This is a genomic window from Adlercreutzia caecimuris B7 (assembly GCF_000403355.2).
Classification (GTDB): Bacteria; Actinomycetota; Coriobacteriia; order Coriobacteriales; family Eggerthellaceae; genus Adlercreutzia; species Adlercreutzia caecimuris.
This window is the reverse complement of the sequence record NZ_KE159646.1, coordinates 1618208-1639721: the sequence shown is the minus strand read 5'-3', so window position 1 is coordinate 1639721 and position 21514 is coordinate 1618208. Positions and strand designations below refer to the sequence as shown.

Here is a 21514-nt window from a genome sequence, read left to right as displayed (position 1 = left end):
CTTATGCCCCCTCCTTGGCCTGCTTCAGGTAGCGCATGAACATGTCGAAGAACTCCTCGTAGTCGGCCGCGCTGGCGAACTTCGAGGCGTCCATCACCACCGTGCCGATGGTGATGTGCGTCCCGCCCCCGCCCGGCATGTTGTCCGCGACCTCCCGGGCGAACGGGCGCATGTGCTCGCCCTGGAGAGGGACGACGGCCTCCCGGCCCGCCTCGCCCACGCCGATGACGCTGGGGCCGTCGAACACGCCGCCCTTGGCGTACCAGTCGATCTTCAGCGACGGGATTGACCCCTTCAGCAGGTCCCCTATCTGCCACCCGCTCGGCGAGATGCCGAAGTGGGGCAGGGGGATGTGGGGCCACGAGATCGAGAAGCTGAAGAAGCCCTTGATGGCGTCGATGATCCCCTTCACCGCGGACTTGGCGGCATTCAGAGGCGTCTCGATGGCCTTCTTCGCCGCGTCGAACACCGAGCGCACCTTCGAGGCGACCCCGCTGAACTCCAGGAAGCCGCCTATCTTCCTCGCAGCGTCGGACACGAACTGCTGGACGTGGCCGATGGGGTCGCTGATGAAGCCCTTGATGAGCTCGAAGGCCCCACGCGCGGCGTTGGCCGCGTCGTGGAAGCCGAGCAGGTCGGCCACCGTGGCCACGAATCCCGTGACGAGCCCGAGGGGCGTGGCGATCGCGCCCTGGACGACGGCCCCGAGGCCGCCGAACAGCTGCCCCATGCCCTCGCGCACGCGGTCGCCGTCGCCGGAGAGGATTCCGGCCACGGCGTCGATGAAGCCGCCCACCATCTGGCACACGCCCTCGAACATCTGCCCGAGGCCGCCGAGCGCGCCCGTCAGGCCGCCGACCAGGCCGAGCAGCGCGCCGAGCGCGACCATGAGCCTGCCGCCGATCAACTCGACAACCGGCTCCAGCTTCGGCATCACGTTCTCCCCGAACCAGGCGAAGAACTCCTGGAGGGCCGGGAACACCGTCCCGACGAGAAGCTCGGCGAGGGCGCCGAGCGACCCTGCCAGGAACTCGCCCACTCCCTGGGCGAACTCGGACAGCACGGGCAGGGCGTTGTCCGCGAGCCACGAGCAGAGCTCCCGCACGCGGGGAACGACCTCCTCGGCGATCCAGGATGCGAGCGCGCCCAGGGCGGGGACCACGGTGCCGGTGATGTAGCCGGCGATCCCCTCCAGCACGGGCTGCGCCTTGTCCCCGACCCATTGGGCGAGGTCCCTTACGGCGGGAGCCGCCTCGTCTCGAACCCACGCGGCGAACTCCCCGACGGCGGGGACGACGGTGCCGGTCAGGAAGCCGGCGAAGTCCTCTATCGCCGGCACCACCACGTCCTCGATGACGTCTCCGGCCTGCCGGGAGGCATCGGCGAACACGCCCGACAGCATCGAGGCGGCCTCGTCGACCATGGGGCCGAAGCTGTCGGCGAGCGCGGAGCCGAGCGCGTCCACGGCCTCGCGGAAGGGCTGCACGTTGTCGTAGGCCCACATGCACGCCTCGGCGAGGCCCGCGACGGCGGCGATGACGAGCACGACGGGGTTCGCGGAGAGCGCGGCCAGCAGCTTGGGGAGCACGGTGAGGAACGTCGCGATCTTCGAGAAGTTCATGGCGGCGACCGCCGCCGCTATGGCGCCTGCGGCCACGCCCACCTGGGGCAGGTGGCCCAGCATCCACTCGATGGCCGGCACGACCGACCCCGTGACGAACTGGACGGCCGAGCGCAGCGGTTCCTGGAGGCCGTCGTATATCTTGAGCGCGGTCTCCTCCAGGGCCGAGTTCATGGCCGCCAGGTCGCCCTGGAGGTTGTCGGTCATGGTGTCGGCGAGCGCCTCGGCCGCGCCGCCCGAGGCGTACAGCTCGTCGCGGAAGCCGGCCATCTCGTCGGCCCCGGCGTTGAGGAGCAGGTTGAGGCCCTTGATGGAGTCGGCCGTGAACGTGCTCTGCAGGGCGGCGGCCTTCTCGGCGTCGCCCATGCCGTCGGTGGCCCTCTCCACGTCGGCCAGGATGGCCGCGAAGTCGCGGTAGTTGCCCTGGGCGTCCATGACCTTCACGTTGGCGTCGCCGATGGCGATGGCCCCGTCCTTCATCTTGGCGGTCATGTCGCGCATCACGGCGGTGAGCGCCGTGCCGCCCTCGGATCCCTTGAGGCCCTGGTTGGCGAGCATCGCCAGGGCGGCCGTGGTGGTCTCCACGTCCAGCCCCGCGGCGTTGCAGTTCGCGGCGCAGTTCTTGAAGGCCTGCCCCAGGCCGTCCACCGTGGTGTTGGCGTTCGCCTGGGCGTAGGCGAGCACGTCCACCATGCGCCCGGTCTCGGACGCCTTCATGTTGAACGCGCTCAGGTAGTCGGTCACGAGGTCGGAGGAGGCGGCCAGGTCCATCTGCCCGGCCTGGGCGAGCGTGAGCACGCCGCCCACGCCGTCGAGCATCTGCTGGGTGTCCCATCCGGCCAGCGCCATGTAGGACAGGGCGTCGGCGGCCTCGCCCGCGCTGAAGGTGGTGGTCGCGCCGAGCTCGCGAGCCTTCGCCTCCAGGGCGTCCAGGGCCTCGCCCGTGGCGCCGGAGAGCGCGGACACGTTCGACATGGACGACTCGAAGCCGGAGCCGATCTCCACGACCGAGGCCGCGAGGTCCTTGGCCTTGCCGACGGCCAGGGCGATGCCCTGGCTGGCGAGGTTGGCCATCGTGGCCTTGAGGGTGCTGTACCCGCCGTCCGCGTCGCGGGCGGCGTCGCCCAGGTGCTCGGTGCCCTCGCCGTCGATGGCGGCGTCCGCGCGCTTGATGTCGTCGAGGGACGCCTTGATGCGCTTGGCGCCGGCGACGGCCTCGCGGTCGTCTATGTTGACCCTGATCTTGATCTCGTCGGCCACGGGCTACCCCCTCCCCGCGGCGCGCCGCGCCGCGGCGAACATGTCGGCCATGGCCGCGTCGGCGGCTCTCATCGCGTCGCCCTCGCCGCCCTCGTCCTCCAGGGCGTAGTGGGCGGCGCAGGCCCGCCACGACTCCATGGCCCCGTCGCTCTTGCTCACGTGCTCAGGGGCCTCGCCCCGGTAGATGACGGCCTGCTGGAAGGGGGTGGGGGATGTGGTCTCCATGAGGGACGCAAGGAGCCCGCACATGTCGGCGAAGGACATGCGGTCGGCGCACTCGTCCCAGTCGAGCCCGTAGGCGGCCAGCAGCGACGCGCGTATGCGGTGGGCGTCCTGGGTCCACGAGAACCGCGGCTCCTCCCACTCGGGGGAGTGGCGGCGGTCGGGCGTCGCGTCGAGGCCGCACACGTCCCACAGGGCCGAGCACACGAGGTCGGAGATGTTGTCTTCGAGGCTGCCCGGCTCGCACGCCGCGGCGAGCACGGCCTCGTTGTCGAAGTCGAGGAACAGCTTCTCAGTGACGGCCCGCCACGCCTGGTCGGGCCCGTCGAACGACGACACGACCGCGACGACGTTGCGGGCCGAGTCGCATATGCCGATGTCGCGGCCCCGCCAGCGGTACTCCGCGACGTGGCCGCGCTCGGGGTCTACCCGGTTAGTCCTCGTCAGGTCGCAGCGCATCTTCGTCCCCCTCGGGGCGCGCTGCGATGGTTCCGATGATCTTCTTGCTCTCGCCGATGACCTCGTTGCGCTTGGCGATGCACTCCATCACCAGGGCGAGCAGCGGGAGCACCACGAGGTTGCGCGTGCCCGCGCCCATGGAGCCGTCGCATCCGCACAGCTCCATCACCTCGTCGAACTGGGCGTCCCCGAGCACGAGGCGCACGGCGGGCTCGATGGCCTTGCTCACCTTGCGGTCGATCTCGGCGCGGTCGCGCTTGTCTGCGGCCTTCGCCGCCAGGGCCTCCAGGGTGGCAACCTTGGACTTGGCCTTGATGCAGGCGTCCGCGACGTCCTCGAGCCGCTCCTTCGACAGGTCCAGCCTCAGCTCGGCCACGTTGCCGCCCACCTCGACCTCCACGGTCTCGACGGGGGAGTAGAGCTTGATCCTCTTCATCTTGTCTCCTTGTTCCATGCGCTGCGAGACAAAAGGAAAGGCCGGGGCGCAGCGCGTCGGCCCCGGCCTTGCTCGGAATGTTCTCTAAGGTGTCGCCTACGCCTTGGCGGCCTGCGCCCCCGCCGTCACGGTCACCTCCACCTGGGCCATGACCGACGGCTTGGCGGCCGCCTTGACGGTCACCGTGGTCTTGCCGGCCTTGAGGCCCGTGACGAGGCCGTCGGTGGTGACCTCGGCGACCTTGGGGTCGAGCACGGCGCAGAGCACGCGCTGGGACGCCGTGGCGGGCGAGACCGAGGCGCCGATGGCCGAGGTGCCCCCGACGGCGACGGTGACGGCCTGGGCCGTCACCGAATCGGGGAGGTCGGTGCCGGCGCTCTCCTCGACCAGGCGCGGGGAGCCCTTGCAGCTCAGCTTGCAGCTGAACTCCGTCTTGGCGTTGGCGTCGCCGGTGGGGTCGCTGGCCTTGATCTCGTGCACGGTCACGTCGCGCTCGACCATCTCTCCGGTGGGCCCCGTCATGCGGATCTTGGTGAGCAGGGCGTCGCCCGTCTCCTCGTCGAGGCCGGCCACGAAGTCCTGGGCCGGGTCGCCCGGGCGGCGGTAGCCGCTGACGTTGTAGGCCCGCGCGATGGCGTCCACGGACGTCTCGGCCTGGCCCCCGCCGTCGAAGAAGTACTCCTCGGAGGTGGTCTCGCTCTTGTCGGCGCTGATCGACTTGATGCCGGGGCCGAACCACGCCCACGTGGGCGCGCCGTCCTGCGGCGTGGTGTCGATCTCGCAGACGTGCTGGTAGTTCATCGCGTATCCGATGTCCATGGCTTACGCGTCCTTTCTCTCGATTGTCAGGTTCATGTCGAACGCCCACGCGAGCCGCCCGGATTCGTCCCAGGTGACCGGCGAGGGCAGTGAGATGTCCATGCCGGTGAGGCGGTAGCTGCCGTTGGCGGACTCCGGCGGGTCGGCCCTGAGGGCGTCGAAGGCGGCGGTGGCGTCCGCCATGGCCTCGAAGTCGCTGTGCCGCAGGCACACGACGGTGACGCGCGCGGCGATGTCCATGGACATGTCGAAGAAGCACTCGGGGCGCATGGGCGCCGCGAAGCTGAGCACGGTGAACTCGTCGTGCCTGGCGGCGTCGGCGAGCCTCGCGTAGACGTTGCCGATGCCGGCGGCCTTCAGGCGGGACCTCACCGACTCCATCAGATCCAGCTCCATCACAGATCCTTCCCGTACACCTCGGCGGCGTACTCCGTCAGCTCATCGCCCCGCTCGGCCATCATGGCCTCGTCCCAGTGGTCCGTGGCCATGCCGGCGGGGTCGGTGTGGGCCATGGGGACGTAGTAGTGCCTGTCCACGTAGGGCGTGCTCCACGAGAGCATGCCGGCGGCGAAGTCGCTCGACACGAGCGCGGACGAGCGCAGGATGCCCTCGCGCACGGGCACGTACGGGCGCATGAGCAGCTCGGCCCTGCGGGACACCTCCTCCAGGCAGTCGCGGGCGCGGCTCCCGGACGCGATGGCGTCGATGCCCGGGGTGTCGATCGCCACGGTCACTTCAGCACCACCTCCCAGTGGTGCACCCGGCCCCCGCACATGATCGCGGCGCACTCGCGCACCACGGCCTCGGTCTCCATCCCGTCCACCTTGACCAGGGACCCCGCGGGCACCTCGAAGGCCCCCTCGCTCGCCCTGGGGTCGATGAACAGCGTCCCGCGCACGGGGTTCTGCTCTTGGTGGGGGGAGCCGCCCGAGTTGGCGGTGCCTCCGATGGAGGATGCGGGCTCGTAGCAGACCCGCCCGATGGTGACGGGCTCCTCGTACTCCCCCCTGTAGAACGAGTCCCGGGGCACGCGCACGGTGCACGCCTGGCGCAGCAGCCTGCGCGGGATGGGCATCATGCCGGCACCCCCTGGTAGAGCAGCGACGAGCCGGCGAGCTCGCGGCGGATCGCCCGGCCCATGTCGGCGCCGTAGCCGGACGACGCCCCGGCCGTGGCGGAGAACTTGCCGAGAGTCACCGATGCCACCGACTCGCCGATGCCCCCGGACGCGCCGTAGGCGTCGTCCACCTCCACGGCGGCGCACACCGCGCGGATGTAGGCCTCCTCGTCCTCGCCGTCCTGCGGCTCGTTGAAGCCGATGACGTCGCGGACCGCGGACGCCGCCGCCCGGAGGGACGCCGCGAAGGCGTCCTCCCCGAGCGTTCCGCCCTGGCCTCTGTAGAGGTCGTATGTGACGGAGGGCAGTGGCATTCTCTAGCCCTCCCCTCCGTCGGCCTTCCCGGCCTCGTCGGCGGCCTTTTTCTCCTTGGCGGCGCTGTCGGCCTTCGCGCCCTTGTTGTCGGTCGCGGTCTCGGTGATTGCAGCGCCCTCGGCCTTCCCGGCCTCGTCGGCGGCCTTATCCGCCTCCCCCTCTCCGGCCCTGGCCCCCGCGCCCTTGGGCGCTGAGGGCTTCTTAGCCTGCTTGGGCTTGGCGGCGGCCTTTTTCTCGAAGGTCAGTCCCACGGTCTTCATGTGCTTCCTCCTTACTTGTGGCTCAGGTAGATGCCCGCGCGCTTGTTCTCGTAGCCGTCGACCACGCCGTACTTGCGGTACTTCACGATGCTCGCGTCGGCGTCGGGGTTGATCTCCGGGCCGATGACGGTGGGGCCTGCAACGTGGCGGTCGAACTTGATGAGCGAGGGCTTGTGGACGATGAGGAAGTTGATGGGCTTGGACAGCTCCGAGGCCTTCCAGCCGCCGGCGATCTCGTCGCCGTCGCGGCCGCTCAAGAGGTCGATGGCGGTGTTGAAGCGGCCGCGCGGGACCTTGACGATGCCGGCGAAGCCGTCCAGCGCCTCGCGCGACTTGGTGGTGTCCAGCGCCTTCACGGACTTGAGCAGGGTGGAGGTGGTGAACAGGTAACGCTGCTCCTCGGGCACCTCTTCCTCGTCCATCTCGGTGGTGGCGGTGAGGATGGCCTCCAGGAACTGCACCCCGTTCTCGATGCTGTCGGTGTTGTTGGTGATGCTGTCCAGCCCCGCGATCTTGGCGAAGGTGAAGGCGTCGCCCTCGGGCGCGACGTGCTCGCGCATCAGGATGTTCGCGGCCTGCCCGAAGGCGAGGTCGAAGGACTCCTGGTTGTCCATCTCGTCGACCATGATCTTGGTGCCGCGGTCGTAGTCGGCCGTCACGGTCTTCCAGACCAGGTTCACGCCGCTGTTCGCGGTGTAGCCGCTCGCACGGTCGTAGTCGCCCAGGCCGCCCACTTCCATCTGCGGGTAGCAGAACTCGTGGACGTTCTGGGTCGGGCGCAGCTGGGAGGGAGGGCTGGTCAGCACGGAGGTGACCGATGCCTGGCGGTACACCTCGTCGAGGATGGTCTGGATGCCCTGGGGCAGGGTGATCTGGTTAGGCATTGAAACGCTCCTATTCGTTGGTCAGCCCGAGCATTTCGCGCATCTTCTTGGTGCGCTCGTCCTCGGGGTCGGGGGTCCCCTTCGGGTTGCCGCCCGTGCTCTTGCTGTTGTCGGAAGAGGCGAACAGGTAGGGCGCGGCCCCCTTCAGCTTCTCCACGTCGCCGTCGAACTCGGAGAGGCGCGCGGATGCGGCCACCACGTCGATGCAGCCCGCTGCCTTCAGCGCGTCCTCCGCCTTCGCTGCGGCCTGCTCGGCCTTCCAGGCGTCGAACTCGGCCTTGAGGCCCTTGTAGCCCTCGGCCTCCGCCCTCGCGGCGTCGCGCTCGGCTTCCAGCTTGGCGATGTCGCGCTGGTGCTTGTGGGCGTTCACCGTGTTGCCTGCCGGCGGTGCGGACTGCGTTTGGGTGCTCTGCTGAGCCTGTGCGCCGTTGTCGGTTCCCTGCGCGGCGCTCTGCTCGGTCTGCTGAGCCTGCTGGCTCTGCGCGCCTGCTTCCTGCTGAGCCTGTGCGCCGTTGTCGGCATTGTTCTGATCTGCCATTCTTCCAACCTTTCTCCGGGGTTTGTTTGCCGCGCTTCTCTGCGCGCTTCGGCACCCGATTGCCGCTCGGGCGGGCGAGTGAGACCGTTGCCGCCGTCTCTCGCGATGGTTGGAAGTGTCCCGAAGGTGTCGCCAGGCGGGGAAGTTGCGGGAAGTTCGGGGAAGTGGCAGGGAAATCTGGGCATGAAAAAGCCCCGCCGTGGCGGGGCTTGGCAACAGAGCCGGGCGTACCGTCGCCCTGTATCCTGCTGTTCGACTAGGCAGCGAGTGCGGCTGCAAGGAACTCGTCGCGGGGTGCCAAGTCGTAGTGCTCCACGTGGTAGGTGTCTCTGGATGTCCAGGAGAAGATGCCATCATCGAACGCGAGGTAGTCGATGCCGATCTTCATCTCGCCAGTCACGACGTCGTCGAAGAACCCGGCCGCCACGGCGTCGTAGCGGAAGGATCGCATATAGGACAGCAGTGCCTCCTTCTCGCCCGACTTGTAGTCGTGGGTTACGAGGTCGTCCTTGCTCTCGTAGTCTGTGAATGCGTCGATCATCGCTTCCTCCTCGGGTCGAATTGTACCATGCTTCCCGTATTCACGCCCTTCTTCTTCCCGATGGTGAAGGAGCCGTCATCGTAGAGCCACAGCATCCCGTCGGGCGCCGTCACGGTCGCGCCTAGCTCGTCGGCGAGCCTCTGGGCGAAGCACTCTCCGTGCTCGTCGGCGCGCCCCGTGCAGCATGACAGCAGCCGCACCGGCTCCCCGTGGTAGTCGTTCCTTGAGCGCAGCACGTCGGCGATCAGGCGGGCGTCGGTCCTTTCGAGGTAGGGGAGCGCGAGCTGCGGAGATCCGTGCATCACCACGTCGTAATGCCCGCCGCTTCTTCTCGCCTCGTGGGTTGCCCTGCCGACTTGCCCGAGCCTTCCCCGGTCGAACACGGGATACTTTGCGCGAAGGCACTTCTCCTTCAGCTCCGCTCTCTCAAGTGCCCTCCTCTTCGAGGCCGCGCTGACGGCGATGCCGCCCTTCGGCATATCGCCGGCCCACTCCCTGGCAGGGTGGCGGTGCAGCACCTTGGCGCCCGGCACCCTGCTCCGTGCGTTGGCGGCGTCGATGTACTCGCGCATCTTCTCTTGGCGATCGCGCAGCTTCCGCTTCGCCCCCAGGTACTCGGCCAGGCTGTCTCCGTCCCGCCTCTCGTCGTAGACGAGCCGCGCTCCCCGCAGCTCGCGCTTGGCCTCGCGTATCTTGCGCTCGCGGTACCGCTGGCCCTGCTCAAGGGCGTACACCTCCTCGCCGAGTAGGCCGCACGCCGGCTTCGGGTCGGGCTCGTAGGCGCGCGGCATCCCGTGGCGGTAGGGGCCGAAGCTGTGCCGGCAGTTCGCGCCCCCGAGGCCGTCCACGCTGCCGTAGCCGGTCGCGGCGTAGAAGTCGGGGTAGCGGGTGCCGTCGATCTCGATGTCGCCGACGAGCGAGTAGCAGCGGCCCTGCCACGCGCGGTGCTCCGGGCGGCTGTCCGGGTGGCTCGACACCTCCACGAGCTGCACGCCCACCTCGCGCATGCGCTCCTCGGCCATCCTCATGCCGTCCTGGGCTATCTGGGTGCGCACGTGGCGGCGCACGGCGACGTCGATCCTGTTCTCGACGGTCACCGCCCCCGTCGCCCGGTTCTGGTACGTGACGATGCCGATGCCTTCCCGCTCCAGCTTGCGCACGGCCGAGTGGATCGCGCGCTCGGGGTCGGACGCGCCGGCGTTGACTCGGGTCACCGCCTCGATGGACGCGCCCAGGAAGGCCCGCTTGGCGCCCTCGACCATCTGGATGTTGTCCCTCGCGAGTATCCGGGCCACGCCCTGGACGGTGGCCCTCACCTGGCGCGGCCACGCGGGGGCGCCGCCGCAGCGGGCCACGTCGTCGGCGTCGGAGGCCTCCAGGTACCTCTCGGCCGTGGCGAGCACGGCGGCGTCGATCTCGGCGCGGTGCTCCTCCAGGATCGCCATCAGCTCGGCCGTGCGCGACTGCGCCAGCAGGTTCAGCGCCACGATGTCCGCCTGCCCGAGCCCGCCCCCGGACAGCAGCGCGGCCGCGAGGCGGTCCAGCATCCTCGCCTCGATCTCGCCGTACACGGCGGCCACGGCGTCGCCCGCCGCCTCTATCTGCTCGGGGGAGAGCATCAGTAGCCGGGGTCGATCGCGGGGGCCTGGTCGGGCACGGCGGCCTCCGCCTCCTCCTCGGAGAAGCCGCAGTAGTCGGTCAGGTATTTCCTCTTGAGCGCGGGGATGCCGAGGACGCTGATCTCGGTGAGCGCCATATTCTTGTCCGTCTGGGTGTCGGTGATGATGCCGTCGTCGAAGTCGATGGACACCTCGGCCATCGGGTCGACGGCGGTGTTGCAGAGGTGCCGGCACACGCCGGCCACGCCCCGCACTAGCTCGCCGATGGACTTGCGCAGGACGTTCTGGTGCTTCTTGAGGGTCCGGGCCAGCATGGAGGAGTCGCTGACCACCTCGGTGGCGGTCTTCAGCCCGTCCTTGTGATCCCATGCCCAGTACTGGTCGCCCAGGCCGCAGGCGATGGAGAGCATCTTCAGGCCCGCGTTGATGGCACGCTCGTTGTCGGCGATGCGCATGTCGGGCTGCACCACCTTGAGCGGGTCGGTCCCCTCCTCGCCGGGAGGGGTGCGGAAGGTGATATCGTCGGCCTCGCCGAACGCGGCGTACTCCGTGACCTTCTTGCCGTCTGCCGCCTTCGTGGTCTTCTTCTCGATCATCGTGTCCGTCACGAACATCTTCGGGCGGGAGACGCGCAGGTGCACCAGCAGCGAGGTCAGGGCCTCGTCGGTGGCCTTGATGGCGCTCACCCCCTTGTCGAACACGCTGGCCCCCATCGCGCAGTAGCTGAAGTGCGGGTTGGGCACGGCGGGCTTCACGAGCGCGAACGTCTTGTGCGGCGATCTCGTGTCCAGGTCAGAGGTCACGCCCTCGGGGAACACCATGCGGTGGCTCCTCGCGTCGAAGAGCTGGGTGAGGATGTGGTAGGTGCCGCCGAGCAGGATGTGGGCCTGGCACTGGTCGTAGTCGCGGCCGCCCAGCTCCACGCGGGTGACGAACGCGCACTGGGTGCAGCTGTCTGCAGACCACGTGAGGGGCATCACCTGGTGGGCATCGTAGCCGTCGATCCTCACGCGGGCGTCGGGGTGGAGCATCCCGTCGTCGCTCACGTCGTCGACCCCCACGGCCCACGCCCCCGTTCCGAGGGCGAAGGCCCGGGTGGTGAAGTCGGCCTGGGCGACCCCGAAGCTCCCGAAGTGCGCCGCCAGCACCTCCCGCATGCCCCCGTCCTCGGCGGTCATCTCCAGCTTCTCGTTCATGAGCAGGTCGCTCCACGCCTCGGCGGCCAGGGCGGCGGGGTGCAGCGTCTCCCGGTCGCTCTTGAAGAGCTTGAACCCGCGGCGCGCGCGGTAGTGGTACCACAGGTTGTCCGCCGTGTACCAGCCCCAGTACTTCGCTATGGTGCCGGCCATGCGCACGTCGGGGCTGTACCCCAGCATCTTGAGCCATTCGATCGCGTAAGCGTAGGTGCCGCGTTCCTCTGCCATCAGAGCCCCTGCCTAATCCATACGGACGCGGCGTAGCCCACCGCGTCGATCGTGTCGTCGTTCACCTTCGGCAGTGTCTCGGTAATGTCGCCCGCGGGCGTTACGACGTACTCCAGGGCGGGGAACTGCTCGGCGGCCATCGGGCACGTCTCTGGGTTGATGACGATCTTGGCCAGGCGGTTGAGCCAGCGCACTCGCTCGGCGGGGGAGTTCACGCCCTGCTTGTACGCCTTGCGCGCGTTCAGCCCCTGCTGGCGGTAGTACAGGATCATGCCCTTGGCCGCGCTGTCGCACCACAGGTCGGCGTCCTCCTCGCCGAACTGCTCAAGCCGCTCGGCCAGCAGCGGGGCGGTCTTGGTATCGTGGGCGTCGTGCCCGGTCGCCGTGTCCTCGTCGAGCAGCCACAGGACGCCCTCGTCCACGTCGTAGGCCACGCGCATGTGCACCCACGGATGCACCGAGCCGGCGTCCACGCCGTGGCTGATGTTGTCCAGCGCGTCGCGCTCCTCGTCGGTGATGGGGCGCACCTCGATGATCTCAGGGTCGATCACGTTGGCACCTGTGCCCGTGGCCTCGCCGTCGTACTCGTGCCGGTACGCCTTCGGGTTACGCTTCCTCAGCGCCTCGGCAACGGCCACGAAGGCATCGCCCAGCCATTCCCTGGGCGCGTCGGTCCAGTGGGAGCGGTGCACGAGCCTGCCGTCCTGCGGCTCGCGGCTCTCGCGGTTCACCCACGCGTTGACGCTGATGGGCGGGTTGTAGCTGAGAAACGTCCAGGTGGGCAGGTCGCCGCCGCCGCGCAGCACCGTCTGCTTCACGTTGCGGATGTAGTTGTAGCCGGGGAACTGGCTGGCCTCCTCGAACCACACGTAGGCGATATAGCCCTCCTCGGGCGTGAGGCCCTTGAGCGGGGAGTCCTCCGGGTTGATGTTGTCGGCGCCGAAGAAGTAGATCACGTTGCCGGTGGGCTTGTGGGTCGTCTGCAGGGGCGACTTGCCCCAGGTGAACTCATCGGCCACGCCCATCCTGCGGGCCGCCTTCTTGATCTCGGCATATACCGACGTGCGCAGCTTGTTCGTGCGGTTGCGCATGCAGAGCGCGTTGCGGCCCTCCGCAGAGGTGACGCCGCCCACGATCTCCGTGGCGATGGTTGATGACTTGAGCGAGCCGCGCCCGCCCTCGAACCAGTACTCCTCGTGGGCGTGCTCGGCTATGTCGCGGTGCACATCCACGAAGGCGCGCCCGAGCAGCCTGCCGAAGTCGTACACGCGGAGGGCGCCGCCCGGATTGTCGCGCTCCTCCGGCAGAACGTCGAGCAGCTTCGCGCTGGTGTCCACCATGGCCTTCACGGCGTCCTTGTCGATCACGCCCCGTCGAGCCTTCTCCACGGCGATCTTGGCCGAATGCGCGTTCAGGGCCGCCATGCGGTCGATCACGGCCGCACGCGACGCGACGGCCTCCTTTGCGGCCGCTTCCTGAAGTTCGGCGAGCCTTGCGGAAACCTTGGGCAGCGCCTCAAGGCGGCAGGCCTGCGAATCCACGGCCGAGTCCTTCCACTTGGCCGACTTCGGGTATGCCTCGCGGTACGCCTGGCGCTGGGACAGCCCGCGGGCGCGGGCCTGGCAGTATTTCTCCTGGGGCGCGGTGAGCATCAGAACCGCTCGCGGTGCGGGGTCACGCGCTTGCACCACGGGCACCACATGGTCTTGATGTGGTTCTTCTTCCTCAAGTGGCCGCGCCTGCGGCGCACGGGCATCATCCCGCCGCAGCGTTCGCACTTCATCTGGCTGAGTGGCATGGGGCACCTCCTTACTCGGGAGGGGATTGTCGCGAATCTGTCGCACAAAGAGAGGAGCCGCCCCTGGGGGAGGGCGGCTCAGAGAGGGAAGGGCAGGCAGCGGGGTGAAGGAGTCCGAGGAAGCCCCCGCGCCTGCAAGTGCATGTTCCGCCATGTGTCGCTAGCGCACGACCGTCACCTCACCGGGACGCGAGGGCGAGGAGGGGCTGGGCCGCGCTCGCTCATAGCTACCATCTCCTTTCGTCAAGCCACTCGCCGACCTCGCACCGCAGGCGGCCGACGTAGTACGCGCCGCCGCGCCTCGGGAACTGGGGGCCGACCCGCTCGGGCTTGGCCCCCACCGTGCAGCCGCCGCGCTCGGTGGCGCGGGTGCAGTTACGACGGCAGAAGTTGCGGCGCGACTGCGCCATCGCCTCGATCATCGCGTACCTCCTCCAACCACTCTCCCACGGTCTTGCACGGGATTCCGCACGCCACGGCCACGGCCCTCTCAAGGCACGCGCCATCGGATGCCTCCCAGCCTTCGAGGAGGGCCACGCCGTCGTACGCGAAGCCGCCCATCCACCATGTGAGATCGTTGATGCACGCGCGCATGGCCTTCTCGTGCGTCGCGGAGAGCGGGACGATCTGATGCGGGATGATAGCCGTGTGGCCGGCATCGACCAGCGCCCGCTGCGCCGACTGGAACGCATCCAGGTTGCGGTTATCGCGACCTGTCACGGGGCCGGAGACATAGAGTCTGCTCATGGCTACTCGCCTCCCTTGCGGGCGTCGGGCGGGGTGTGGGTGAGAGATGCATGGTTGACGTCAAAGGCGATGCCGTTGTAGATGCCGACTGTCACCAGATCCGCCAAAGGCTTGACCTTCAGCACCGTATAAACCGAGCCGGTGTTCTTGCTGTACACCGTCTCCCCCACCGAGATGGGCTTCCCGTCGGCGCCAAGCATCTCGGGGCCGGGGCGCTTCACGCGCTGGCCGGGGAATGCATTTTGCATGTTCCCGCGGGCGTCCTGCATCTGGCAGCACTCGCCGGAGCGCGTGAAGATGAGCTTCTCGACTTCGTGCAGCTTGTCGGTATCTTCGCCGAACCGCACCGGCTCGCCATCCTCGTAGCGGGGGAGCAGGATGAAGCAGCGTCTCAGGTACTCGCGGAACTTCTCGCCGTCGCGGGGCTCGGGCCAGTCCTCGCCCTGCCGGATGGCGCTCCGGAACCACCGCATGGGCTTCTTAGACTCCTTCACGGCGTCCCTGCGGGCCGCCTCGATCTCGGCGTCGATTTTGTTTGCGACAGCTTCAAGCGCGTTCGCCATCTCTGCCCCATAGTTCGGTGTTTCTTCAGTGCCCGCTTTCATTCGCAGCCAGGTTATGGCGTCACTGGCGCATTCCTCGTCTTCAACGGTTCGCGCAATATGGCGCAGCAGCTCGCTTGCGGTCATGTCCTTGGGGTCTTTCCGCTCCATGGCTACAGCTCCTCGATCTTCTCGGCGACGAACTGCTCGAACTCGTCGCAGGCCTCGGGGTCGATTTCCAGGGCGTCGCACCACTCGCCCCTGTCCTCCGAGTAGCCGTCGTGGTTGCAGATGCAGCGCCAGATGTAGCTGGCGGTTTCCTTGTCGATCATCGTTCGTATCCTTCCTCCCGCAGCATGTCGATGTGAGGGTCGTCGTATTCGTCTTCCCATTCGGGGTCTTCGCCGGGCTCGTTCCAGGGGGCGCGGGGGTCTCCCGCCCAGGTTCCGTCGGGGTAGTTGCTCACAGCCGCCTCCACCCGTCCATGCCCAGGGCCGTCAGGTAGTCGGCCGGCTCGTCCAGCAGCAGGTACTCCCAGTGGCCGCCCTCCCAGGGGCAGGGGAGGCCGCCCAGCGGCTCCTCCAGGCCGCGCACCTCGGCCCAGCGGAAGTGCAGCCGGTTGTGGTGCGCCAGGCCGTGGCAGTAGGGCCTCCCGTCGGCGTCGAGCAGATTGCTGCCGAAGCCGCACAGCGTCACCGTGGGCTTGGGCACCTCACGCCCGCTGGCGTCGAACAGCCTGCCGGCGCCCCGCCTCACGACGTGGTGCTGCTCCAGGGGCGAGGTGCGCCCGCAGACGGGGCAGTAGGGGAGCCGGGTGCTCGGCCTGCCCATCATCGGCCACCACATCCGCGGCAGAGTCGTGACCCTAGCCATTCAAGCCACCCCTCCCGCAGATTTCGCGCGCGAGACGCGCTCGTTGGCCAGGGCGCAGTACTCGGGCGACATCTCGAAGCCGATGAAGCGGCGCCCCGTCTCTATCGCCGCCACGGCGGTGGTGCCCGAGCCCATGAAAGGGTCGAGCACCACGCACCCGTCGGGCGCGATCTCCATGAGCGACTTGATCAGCTCCAGGGGCTTCTGGGTGGAGTGCACGCGCTCCTCGCGGACGGGGGCCGGCACGGAGTAGAGGCCCGGCAGGTACTTGGCGCCGGCCACGGGAGCGCGGTCGATCGCGCCCTTGGTCGCCCATACGGCGTACTCGCACTCGTTGCGGAAGCTGTTGGGCTGGGGGCGCGACGAGGTCTTGCGCCACGGGACGATTCCCCGGAAGACGAAGCCCGCCGCCTGCACCGCGTCGGCCACGTTGGCAAGCTGCCTCCAGTCGGAGAACACGACGGCGCTGGCGCCGTCCTCCATGGCGCGGTAGCACTCCGAGAGCCACAGCACGGACCACAGCACGAAGCTGCGCTCGTCGCGGTTGTCGCCGTAGAAGTCGGGCTTCTTGGCGAAGCCCCGGGTCTGGTACTTCTCGGAGGTCGCGCCCGAGCGGTCGCTCCGGAACAGGCCGCCGCTGGAGTAGGGCGGGTCGGTGAGCAGCATGCCCACCGACCCCGACGGCACGCCGCGGAGCGCGCCCAGGGCGTCGGCCTGCTCGATGACGTCAATTCTTGCCATGTATCCTCCAATCGTCGCCGTCCATCAGGACGGCCTCGGTCGTCTCCCTGAGCCGGCTGGCGATGGCCACTCCGGACCCCCCGTCGCTCACGCGGACCGCGACCTCGTTGCGGGGGAAGTTGCTCGTCACCACGAAGGGCCTGGGGTGGACGAGGGTCTGGGAGTTGTAGCGGTCGTTGAACAGGTCGAACAGCTTCTCGGCGGCCCTCGGGGTGGCCGCGCCCTCCTTGCCCAGGTCGTCCACGACGAGCAGGTCGCACCTGGCGAGGGCCGCCAGCAGCTCCCTCTGCGCCTCGCCGAACTCGCGCAGCTCGTCCAGCAGCTTGGTGGCCACGGCGAACCGAACGCTCATCCCGTTGCGGAGGCAGATGAGGGCGGCCGCGCAGGCCAGGGTGGTCTTGCCGGTGCCGTTGCCCCCGTGCAGGTACAGCCCGTCGCCGGCGGCGATGCGCTCGGCCAGCCTCCGCGCCCAGGGGTGCCGGGCGTCGCGGAAGCGCGGGGGGATGCCGGAGGCGTCCAGCTTGCGCTCCCACGAAGCGGCGGAAGCAGCCTCGTCGGCCCTCCTCCGCTCGGCCTCCCACTCGGCCCTGGCGGCCGCGGCCCCGTCGCACCCGCAGGGCTCCCAGCCCGCGAACACCTCGCGCCCGTTGAGGTCGGCGGTGAGGGGCTGGAGGACGCGCCCGCAGTGGGGGCACGGCTTGGGGCCGGAGACGAAGCCCCTAGGCGTAGTCTGCATAGCGGTCGGCCTCCTCCCGCGCCTCGATGGACTGGTGCATGCACTCCTCGAAGTGGTCGGGCGAGAAGAGGAAGCTCGGCGTGCGGCACCCCTTCCACCTCGTCTTGGCCAGCTGGTCGCACTTGTAGGCGACCATGGCGCCGACCTGCTCGACCGTGTAGGAGCCCTCCGCCCGCTCCAGCGTGCGCCGGCACTTCTCGGGCATCGTCGTGTAGGCCGTCCCCCTCGCGTCGTTGAATGCGGCGAGGCAGCGCATCCAGAACGGCGCGTCCTCGATGCTGATCGCGGGGGGACTATAGGGGGGTATATCTACTCCTATCTCTTTCTCTTTCTCAGCATCGAACGACTCCGATACTGCTGCATATGCACGCGCATATGCTTGCGCATCTGCTCGTGCATCGTGCCCGTGCGTTGCGGCGGCATCGCGTCCGTCCGATGCCGCCCTCTTCTTGCCCCATCTCGCCTCGGCCATCTTGCGCCCCTTGGCGCTCGCCTCGTCGCTCAAGTCGATTCGCTGCTTGAAGGCGATGAAGGTGGGCAGCCACGCGGGGCTGCCCTTCGGCTCCTTCTTCTCGAAGCGGTACTCGGCCAGGGCGTAGAGGAACGGGGCGCGCTGCTTCTCGGGCATGGCCTGGCATGCCGCCCAGAAGTCATCGTGGATTACCATTCCCATGCGCCTGCCCCCTTAGAACGGGATGTCGTACTCGGACAGGGGCAGCGGCTCCTCCACGAGCTCGTACTCGGGCTCGGGCGCACCCAGGGCGTCCACGATGGCCACGGCGGAGGCGATGTCAGCCGCGTCGTACTCCTCGGGCGGCTTGGAGATGGTCTCCCGCACCTTGGCCATGGCCTCCTTCACGGGGACGCCGCGCTCGTCGCGGGCGCGGACGAGCGCGAGCTTGTACTCGTCGATGGGCCGGGCCGCCGGCGGCTCGGGAGGCGCCTGGGCCGCCTCGACGGCCACCGCTGCGGGCGCCTGGGGCGCGGGCTCCTCATAGGACTGCTGCGGCGCGGCCTGGTCCATCTCCTCGGCCCCGTAGAGGCCCCCCAGGTCCTCGGGGAACGCCTCGCGCAGGGCGTGGCAGATGGCCACCTTGCGGATCATGGTCGCCGGTATCTTCAGCCAGTTGCTCTTGCCGGTGTTGTACTCGGAGAAGGAAACCTCGTCGTACATGGGGGCCTCGTAGCCGGCTATGTACACCTTGCACCAGCCGCCCACGACGATCTCCCCGTCGAGGAGCATGGAGCCTTCCCGGCGGTGGAGCTTGCCGTCAGTGCCGAAGATGGTGATGCCGGCCTCGAACCCCCGGAACCTGGGATTTCGCTGCGCTCGCTTGGTGAACGTCTCCTTGCCGGCGATGATGGTGGCCGGGCTCGTGCCGTACTTCACGAGGTAGGCGTCCTTCGTGAAGGGGTTGAGGCGCTGGGCCTGGCACAGGCGCAGGTATGTCTTTATCTCCTGCGCCGTCACGTTCGACGTGGTGGTGCCGTTGGCGGCCATGAGGTCGCGCACGTCCTGCTCGGTCACCTCGATGTCCTGGCCGTTGTCGGCCTTGTAACGCACTATCTCGCTAGTCATGTCCGATCACCCCGGTGCAGACGATGGATGCTCCCGTGAGCCCCAGGCCTTTGAGGGTGCGGGCCACGGAGGTGGCGAACTCCTTGGTGCCCTCGAACTCCATGGACAGCGCCCATCTGAACCGATCGGCCGCAGGCTCCGCCCGGGGCGCTGGCTCCGGCTGGGGCTCGGGCTCAGGCTCGGGGGCCCTGCGCTCCTCGGCGACGAGGCGGGCGGCTTCCTGGGCCGCCTTGAACTCGGCCATCTCGCGGTCGCGCTCGTTCAGCCTGTCCTCCAGCTCAAGCGCGGCGATGAGGTCGAGGGTATCGGCGTAGTGCTTGACCACCTCGTCCTTGTGGACGAGCTCCTTGGTCTGCAGCGTCTTGTAGCCCTTGAGCGCCTTCCCCACCTTCTCGTACAGGGCGTCGGCTGCCTTCGCCTCGGGCGTGGAGCGGTTGAGCCACGCGTCCTCGAGGACGGCCGCGAAGGGGATGACGTCGGCGATCGGGCCGGCGCAGCCCTCGTACTCCTCCGCGAGGACGGCGCGGCGCAGCTCCTTGAAGCGGGCATCGGCCTCGTCGACCTGGACCTTGAGGACGGCGCGCGCCTCGTCGATCTTGGCCGTGATCGCCTTGACCCTGCTCTCCAGCGCCTTGAGCGGCGCCTCGTACTCGCGCTTGATGCGCTTGCGCTCCGCCTCGATAGGGTTCTTCAGCTTGTTGAGGTCTGCCATGCACTTGCGCGCTTCCTTGACCTGCTCGTAGTCGTTAGGGTCGATCTGCGCGCCGATGTAGGGCGCGATCTGCTGTTCGACGAAGGCGTTGAGGGCTTCGAGGTTGTCGTCGATCACGGCCGGCGTGTACGTCACGGCCAGCTCGCCGGTCGGCTCGATGACCTCGGCGGCGACTTCCACGGCATCGCTACTCATCTGCGTCCTCCTTCCCGATGGCGTCTACGCACGTCTGGTACAGCTTCTGCTCCGCCTCGGGCGGCTCGTAGCCGCACAGCTCCATGGCGTCGGTCAGCGCCACGAAGCTGCGGCAGCCGTCCGGGTCCGGGCTGTCGCTCCACTTGCCCCACGGCTTGGCGCTCGCCTCGCAGAACGCGGCGACGGTCACGGCGGGCCCGATCGGGATCTCCGCCCCGTGCGCCTCGCAGAACTTGATCACGTCGTAGTCGTACACCTCGATCTCGGCGCCCGCCGGCAGCGCCTTGAGGATGGCGGCCGGGTCGATCTCCTCCAGGTGCTCGGCGAGCCACTTGGAGCGGGACTTGTCGGCCTCCTCGAACTGGGATCCGGCCTCGTCGCGCCGGGCGAGCATCTGCTCCCTCTCGGGGTCGGCGGCCTTCCCCCCGCCGGGGAAGTAGAGCCACGCGCAGGTGTTCCACTTGTTGAACTCGGCCTTCGCGCCCGGCTCGATGTCGATGTCGGCGAGGTCTCCCGGGGATTTGAGGAGCTTCTTGTAGTGCATGCCGTCCGGGGTCCCGTCTGCGACCTCCACGCCCGCATCGGCCAGGGCCGCCTCCATCTCGGCGCGCCACCGCGCACGGGCCGCCGCCGCCCGCCGCTGCTGCGCCTCGTACCTCCAGCCGCTCGCCCCGGCGTCCAGGATGGCCTTGGCGGCCTCGGGGTCGCCCTCGAACTCGCCCACGGCCTCCATCCAGTCCATGGTCATCTGCTCCATGGCCTCGCCGGCGCGCTTCGAGCCCTTCCGGATGCGCTTGACGCGCTCGGCGTCGATGCCGGTGATCCGGCCCACGTACTCGTCGTCGCCGAACAGGGTGAGGGCCTTGAATATCTCGGCGCGCTCCTCGGCCTCGTAGGTCTTCTTGGTGTCGGTGCGCCAGGCGGCCTCCACGACCGCCCCGGCGTCGCCGTCCTCCACCACGGCCGGGAAGGACTTGACCTTGAGCAGCTTCATGGCCTCAACGCGGGAGTTGCCGGTCTTGATGCGGTAGACCCCGCCGTCGCGCACGAGCACGACGGGCTCGTCGGGCAGCTTGGTCTCGGGGTTGAACGACTCGGCCAGGCGCTTGACGTAGTCCTTGTTGGCCTTGAGCGAGTAGTCGCGGCGGGCCATCGAGTTGCCGTACTCGTCGGTCAGGGGGTAGACGTCCTCGATGCTGACGGTCTCTATGCTAGCCACGGGGCACCTCCTTCACGATGGCGGCGCTCACGACGCTCACGCCCATGGCCTCCAGCTGCGCGATGACCTCCATGGCGGCCCCGACGACCTCCTCGGGGGGCTCGGCCGCGCGATCGGCGACGGCCTTGGCGTTGGCCATGAAGTCGGCGAAGCCGGCCCCGTGCATGCCGTACTCGGGCCCGCACGAGAGGAACGCGAGGGCCGCCGCGGCGCCCTTGCCGAAGTCCCCCATGCCGGAATCCGGATCGGAGGCGTCGATTTCGTCGATCAGCGCCGTGGCCACCTCCACGGGGATGTGGGGCCCCGCGGCCATCATCGCCTGCATCTTCTTTTTCTTCATTTCTCTGCTCCTATCTGGGTAACCCCCATTGATTTCAGTTTTTTCTGGATGCGCTCCTTGCGCTTCTGCGCCGCCTTGACCTCGCGGCGCAGGTTGCGCGCGACGGCCTGCTCGACCGCCAGCGCGTGAGCCTCCTCGCGGTAGGCCCTGCGCCACCTGCTCATGCCCGACGTGTCGGGCGCCTCCGGCAGCGGCTCGGCGCGGGACTCGAGCATGGACTCGGTCCGCGCGTAGACGGCCCGCTCGGCGGCCGGCAGCCGGGGGAGCATGGCCGCTATCCTCGACTGGATGGCCGCCAGCTGCTCCCGGCGCCTGCACGGCTCGCACAGGCCGCGCCTGTCGATGGTCCCCGACATGCACCCGCACCGCGGGCAGGGGGAGAGGGACGGGCGGTAGCACCTCAGGTCGATGTCGGCGCCCGCCGCCCGCATGGCGGCGGCCTTCCGCTCGACGCTCTTGGAGGACCGGCGCAGCTTGAGGCATATGTCCCGCTTCGGGATGCGCCCCGCGCTCGCCG

29 protein-coding genes are annotated in these 21514 nt (G+C 68.8%); all 29 read right to left on the bottom strand.

The features are described from left to right. Position 1: 1 nt before the first annotated feature. The 29 genes from C811_RS15825 to C811_RS10455 all read right to left on the bottom strand — a co-directional run bounded on the left by C811_RS15825 (position 2) and on the right by C811_RS10455 (position 21428). Entirely contained in the window at positions 2-2881 is a 2880-nt protein-coding gene (locus C811_RS15825) for a phage tail tape measure protein (protein ID WP_016309583.1), read from the bottom strand. Between the two features lie 3 nt (positions 2882-2884). Next, positions 2885-3562, bottom strand: coding sequence for a Gp15 family bacteriophage protein (locus C811_RS10555; protein ID WP_016309582.1), 678 nt, complete (start codon positions 3560-3562; stop codon positions 2885-2887). Beyond that, positions 3537-3998: a hypothetical protein gene (locus C811_RS10550; protein ID WP_016309581.1), complete on the bottom strand. Its 462-nt coding sequence runs from the start codon at positions 3996-3998 to the stop codon at positions 3537-3539. The genes C811_RS10555 and C811_RS10550 overlap by 26 nt, the downstream gene beginning before the upstream one ends. A 96-nt stretch (positions 3999-4094) precedes the next feature. Further along, positions 4095-4817, bottom strand: a complete 723-nt coding sequence (locus C811_RS15820) for a phage tail tube protein (RefSeq protein WP_016309580.1) — start codon at positions 4815-4817, stop codon at positions 4095-4097. Between the two features lie 3 nt (positions 4818-4820). After that, positions 4821-5198 carry a minor capsid protein gene (locus tag C811_RS10545; protein WP_218957590.1) on the bottom strand — a complete coding sequence of 126 codons (378 nt, stop codon included), beginning with the start codon at positions 5196-5198 and terminating at the stop codon, positions 4821-4823. A gap of 14 nt (positions 5199-5212) precedes the next feature. Next, positions 5213-5551 carry a minor capsid protein gene (locus C811_RS16900; RefSeq protein ID WP_016309578.1) on the bottom strand — a complete coding sequence of 113 codons (339 nt, stop codon included), beginning with the start codon at positions 5549-5551 and terminating at the stop codon, positions 5213-5215. Further along, entirely contained in the window at positions 5548-5895 is a 348-nt protein-coding gene (locus C811_RS16895) for a putative minor capsid protein (RefSeq protein WP_016309577.1), read from the bottom strand. Before C811_RS16895 ends, C811_RS16900 begins: the two co-directional genes overlap by 4 nt. Further along, a complete protein-coding gene (locus C811_RS10535; RefSeq protein ID WP_016309576.1) occupies positions 5892-6248 on the bottom strand; it encodes a hypothetical protein in 357 nt (118 codons plus the stop codon). Before C811_RS10535 ends, C811_RS16895 begins: the two co-directional genes overlap by 4 nt. A gap of 3 nt (positions 6249-6251) precedes the next feature. After that, entirely contained in the window at positions 6252-6509 is a 258-nt protein-coding gene (locus C811_RS10530; RefSeq protein ID WP_016309575.1) for a hypothetical protein, read from the bottom strand. Positions 6510-6520: 11 nt separating this feature from the next. Continuing rightward, positions 6521-7393 carry a hypothetical protein gene (locus C811_RS10525; RefSeq protein WP_016309574.1) on the bottom strand — a complete coding sequence of 291 codons (873 nt, stop codon included), beginning with the start codon at positions 7391-7393 and terminating at the stop codon, positions 6521-6523. Positions 7394-7403: 10 nt separating this feature from the next. After that, on the bottom strand, positions 7404-7931 hold the full coding sequence (locus C811_RS10520; RefSeq protein WP_016309573.1) for a hypothetical protein: 528 nt from the start codon (positions 7929-7931) through the stop codon (positions 7404-7406). A gap of 256 nt (positions 7932-8187) precedes the next feature. Next, a complete protein-coding gene (locus tag C811_RS10515; protein WP_016309572.1) occupies positions 8188-8472 on the bottom strand; it encodes a hypothetical protein in 285 nt (94 codons plus the stop codon). Continuing rightward, a complete protein-coding gene (locus C811_RS15815) occupies positions 8469-10091 on the bottom strand; it encodes a phage minor capsid protein (protein ID WP_016309571.1) in 1623 nt (540 codons plus the stop codon). The genes C811_RS10515 and C811_RS15815 overlap by 4 nt, the downstream gene beginning before the upstream one ends. Next, positions 10091-11515: a phage portal protein gene (locus C811_RS16890; RefSeq protein ID WP_016309570.1), complete on the bottom strand. Its 1425-nt coding sequence runs from the start codon at positions 11513-11515 to the stop codon at positions 10091-10093. The genes C811_RS15815 and C811_RS16890 overlap by 1 nt, the downstream gene beginning before the upstream one ends. Next, positions 11515-13167, bottom strand: a complete 1653-nt coding sequence (locus tag C811_RS0103440) for a PBSX family phage terminase large subunit (RefSeq protein WP_016309569.1) — start codon at positions 13165-13167, stop codon at positions 11515-11517. Before C811_RS0103440 ends, C811_RS16890 begins: the two co-directional genes overlap by 1 nt. After that, complete coding sequence (locus C811_RS16885) at positions 13167-13313, bottom strand: thioredoxin domain-containing protein (protein WP_016309568.1); 147 nt, start codon at positions 13311-13313, stop codon at positions 13167-13169. The genes C811_RS0103440 and C811_RS16885 overlap by 1 nt, the downstream gene beginning before the upstream one ends. A gap of 375 nt (positions 13314-13688) precedes the next feature. Beyond that, positions 13689-14060, bottom strand: a complete 372-nt coding sequence (locus C811_RS0103435; protein WP_016309566.1) for a DUF4406 domain-containing protein — start codon at positions 14058-14060, stop codon at positions 13689-13691. Positions 14061-14062: 2 nt separating this feature from the next. Then, positions 14063-14773, bottom strand: a complete 711-nt coding sequence (locus tag C811_RS10490; RefSeq protein ID WP_016309565.1) for a hypothetical protein — start codon at positions 14771-14773, stop codon at positions 14063-14065. A 2-nt stretch (positions 14774-14775) separates the two neighbouring features. Next, on the bottom strand, positions 14776-14934 hold the full coding sequence (locus tag C811_RS16565) for a hypothetical protein (RefSeq protein ID WP_016309564.1): 159 nt from the start codon (positions 14932-14934) through the stop codon (positions 14776-14778). Further along, positions 14931-15068 carry a hypothetical protein gene (locus tag C811_RS16560; RefSeq protein ID WP_016309563.1) on the bottom strand — a complete coding sequence of 46 codons (138 nt, stop codon included), beginning with the start codon at positions 15066-15068 and terminating at the stop codon, positions 14931-14933. Before C811_RS16560 ends, C811_RS16565 begins: the two co-directional genes overlap by 4 nt. After that, entirely contained in the window at positions 15065-15475 is a 411-nt protein-coding gene (locus C811_RS10485; RefSeq protein ID WP_016309562.1) for a hypothetical protein, read from the bottom strand. Before C811_RS10485 ends, C811_RS16560 begins: the two co-directional genes overlap by 4 nt. Continuing rightward, positions 15476-16216, bottom strand: a complete 741-nt coding sequence (locus C811_RS10480) for a DNA-methyltransferase (protein WP_016309561.1) — start codon at positions 16214-16216, stop codon at positions 15476-15478. Next, entirely contained in the window at positions 16203-16952 is a 750-nt protein-coding gene (locus tag C811_RS15810; protein WP_016309560.1) for an ATP-binding protein, read from the bottom strand. Before C811_RS15810 ends, C811_RS10480 begins: the two co-directional genes overlap by 14 nt. Next, complete coding sequence (locus tag C811_RS10475) at positions 16936-17625, bottom strand: hypothetical protein (RefSeq protein WP_016309559.1); 690 nt, start codon at positions 17623-17625, stop codon at positions 16936-16938. The genes C811_RS15810 and C811_RS10475 overlap by 17 nt, the downstream gene beginning before the upstream one ends. A 12-nt stretch (positions 17626-17637) precedes the next feature. Beyond that, the gene (bet, locus tag C811_RS15805) at positions 17638-18531 is read right to left on the bottom strand and encodes a phage recombination protein Bet (RefSeq protein WP_016309558.1); all 894 of its coding nucleotides are present in this window, start codon (positions 18529-18531) and stop codon (positions 17638-17640) included. Next, positions 18524-19438, bottom strand: coding sequence for a DUF1351 domain-containing protein (locus tag C811_RS10470; protein WP_016309557.1), 915 nt, complete (start codon positions 19436-19438; stop codon positions 18524-18526). The genes bet and C811_RS10470 overlap by 8 nt, the downstream gene beginning before the upstream one ends. Continuing rightward, a complete protein-coding gene (locus C811_RS10465) occupies positions 19431-20657 on the bottom strand; it encodes a hypothetical protein (RefSeq protein WP_016309556.1) in 1227 nt (408 codons plus the stop codon). Before C811_RS10465 ends, C811_RS10470 begins: the two co-directional genes overlap by 8 nt. Continuing rightward, positions 20650-20997 (bottom strand): hypothetical protein, encoded by a 348-nt coding sequence (locus tag C811_RS10460; protein WP_016309555.1) that lies wholly within the window; start codon positions 20995-20997, stop codon positions 20650-20652. Before C811_RS10460 ends, C811_RS10465 begins: the two co-directional genes overlap by 8 nt. Continuing rightward, the gene (locus C811_RS10455) at positions 20994-21428 is read right to left on the bottom strand and encodes a hypothetical protein (RefSeq protein ID WP_156997075.1); all 435 of its coding nucleotides are present in this window, start codon (positions 21426-21428) and stop codon (positions 20994-20996) included. Before C811_RS10455 ends, C811_RS10460 begins: the two co-directional genes overlap by 4 nt. Positions 21429-21514: the final 86 nt, after the last annotated feature.

Excerpts from the sequence above, each read along its gene's own strand:
- C811_RS10555 (WP_016309582.1), bottom strand. The coding sequence starts at position 3,562 with ATGCGCTGCGACCTGACGAGGACTAACCGGGTAGACCCCGAGCGCGGC.
- C811_RS10550 (WP_016309581.1), bottom strand. The coding sequence starts at position 3,998 with ATGAAGAGGATCAAGCTCTACTCCCCCGTCGAGACCGTGGAGGTCGAG.
- C811_RS15820 (WP_016309580.1), bottom strand. The coding sequence starts at position 4,817 with ATGGACATCGGATACGCGATGAACTACCAGCACGTCTGCGAGATCGAC.
- C811_RS10545 (WP_218957590.1), bottom strand. The coding sequence starts at position 5,198 with ATGGAGTCGGTGAGGTCCCGCCTGAAGGCCGCCGGCATCGGCAACGTC.
- C811_RS16895 (WP_016309577.1), bottom strand. The coding sequence starts at position 5,895 with ATGATGCCCATCCCGCGCAGGCTGCTGCGCCAGGCGTGCACCGTGCGC.
- C811_RS10535 (WP_016309576.1), bottom strand. The coding sequence starts at position 6,248 with ATGCCACTGCCCTCCGTCACATACGACCTCTACAGAGGCCAGGGCGGA.
- C811_RS10530 (WP_016309575.1), bottom strand. The coding sequence starts at position 6,509 with ATGAAGACCGTGGGACTGACCTTCGAGAAAAAGGCCGCCGCCAAGCCC.
- C811_RS10525 (WP_016309574.1), bottom strand. The coding sequence starts at position 7,393 with ATGCCTAACCAGATCACCCTGCCCCAGGGCATCCAGACCATCCTCGAC.
- C811_RS10520 (WP_016309573.1), bottom strand. The coding sequence starts at position 7,931 with ATGGCAGATCAGAACAATGCCGACAACGGCGCACAGGCTCAGCAGGAA.
- C811_RS10515 (WP_016309572.1), bottom strand. The coding sequence starts at position 8,472 with ATGATCGACGCATTCACAGACTACGAGAGCAAGGACGACCTCGTAACC.
- C811_RS15815 (WP_016309571.1), bottom strand. The coding sequence starts at position 10,091 with ATGCTCTCCCCCGAGCAGATAGAGGCGGCGGGCGACGCCGTGGCCGCC.
- C811_RS16890 (WP_016309570.1), bottom strand. The coding sequence starts at position 11,515 with ATGGCAGAGGAACGCGGCACCTACGCTTACGCGATCGAATGGCTCAAG.
- C811_RS0103440 (WP_016309569.1), bottom strand. The coding sequence starts at position 13,167 with ATGCTCACCGCGCCCCAGGAGAAATACTGCCAGGCCCGCGCCCGCGGG.
- C811_RS16885 (WP_016309568.1), bottom strand. The coding sequence starts at position 13,313 with ATGCCACTCAGCCAGATGAAGTGCGAACGCTGCGGCGGGATGATGCCC.
- C811_RS0103435 (WP_016309566.1), bottom strand. The coding sequence starts at position 14,060 with ATGAGCAGACTCTATGTCTCCGGCCCCGTGACAGGTCGCGATAACCGC.
- C811_RS10490 (WP_016309565.1), bottom strand. The coding sequence starts at position 14,773 with ATGGAGCGGAAAGACCCCAAGGACATGACCGCAAGCGAGCTGCTGCGC.
- C811_RS16565 (WP_016309564.1), bottom strand. The coding sequence starts at position 14,934 with ATGATCGACAAGGAAACCGCCAGCTACATCTGGCGCTGCATCTGCAAC.
- C811_RS10485 (WP_016309562.1), bottom strand. The coding sequence starts at position 15,475 with ATGGCTAGGGTCACGACTCTGCCGCGGATGTGGTGGCCGATGATGGGC.
- C811_RS10480 (WP_016309561.1), bottom strand. The coding sequence starts at position 16,216 with ATGGCAAGAATTGACGTCATCGAGCAGGCCGACGCCCTGGGCGCGCTC.
- C811_RS15810 (WP_016309560.1), bottom strand. The coding sequence starts at position 16,952 with ATGCAGACTACGCCTAGGGGCTTCGTCTCCGGCCCCAAGCCGTGCCCC.
- C811_RS10475 (WP_016309559.1), bottom strand. The coding sequence starts at position 17,625 with ATGGGAATGGTAATCCACGATGACTTCTGGGCGGCATGCCAGGCCATG.
- bet (WP_016309558.1), bottom strand. The coding sequence starts at position 18,531 with ATGACTAGCGAGATAGTGCGTTACAAGGCCGACAACGGCCAGGACATC.
- C811_RS10470 (WP_016309557.1), bottom strand. The coding sequence starts at position 19,438 with ATGAGTAGCGATGCCGTGGAAGTCGCCGCCGAGGTCATCGAGCCGACC.
- C811_RS10460 (WP_016309555.1), bottom strand. The coding sequence starts at position 20,997 with ATGAAGAAAAAGAAGATGCAGGCGATGATGGCCGCGGGGCCCCACATC.
- C811_RS10455 (WP_156997075.1), bottom strand. The coding sequence starts at position 21,428 with ATGCGGGCGGCGGGCGCCGACATCGACCTGAGGTGCTACCGCCCGTCC.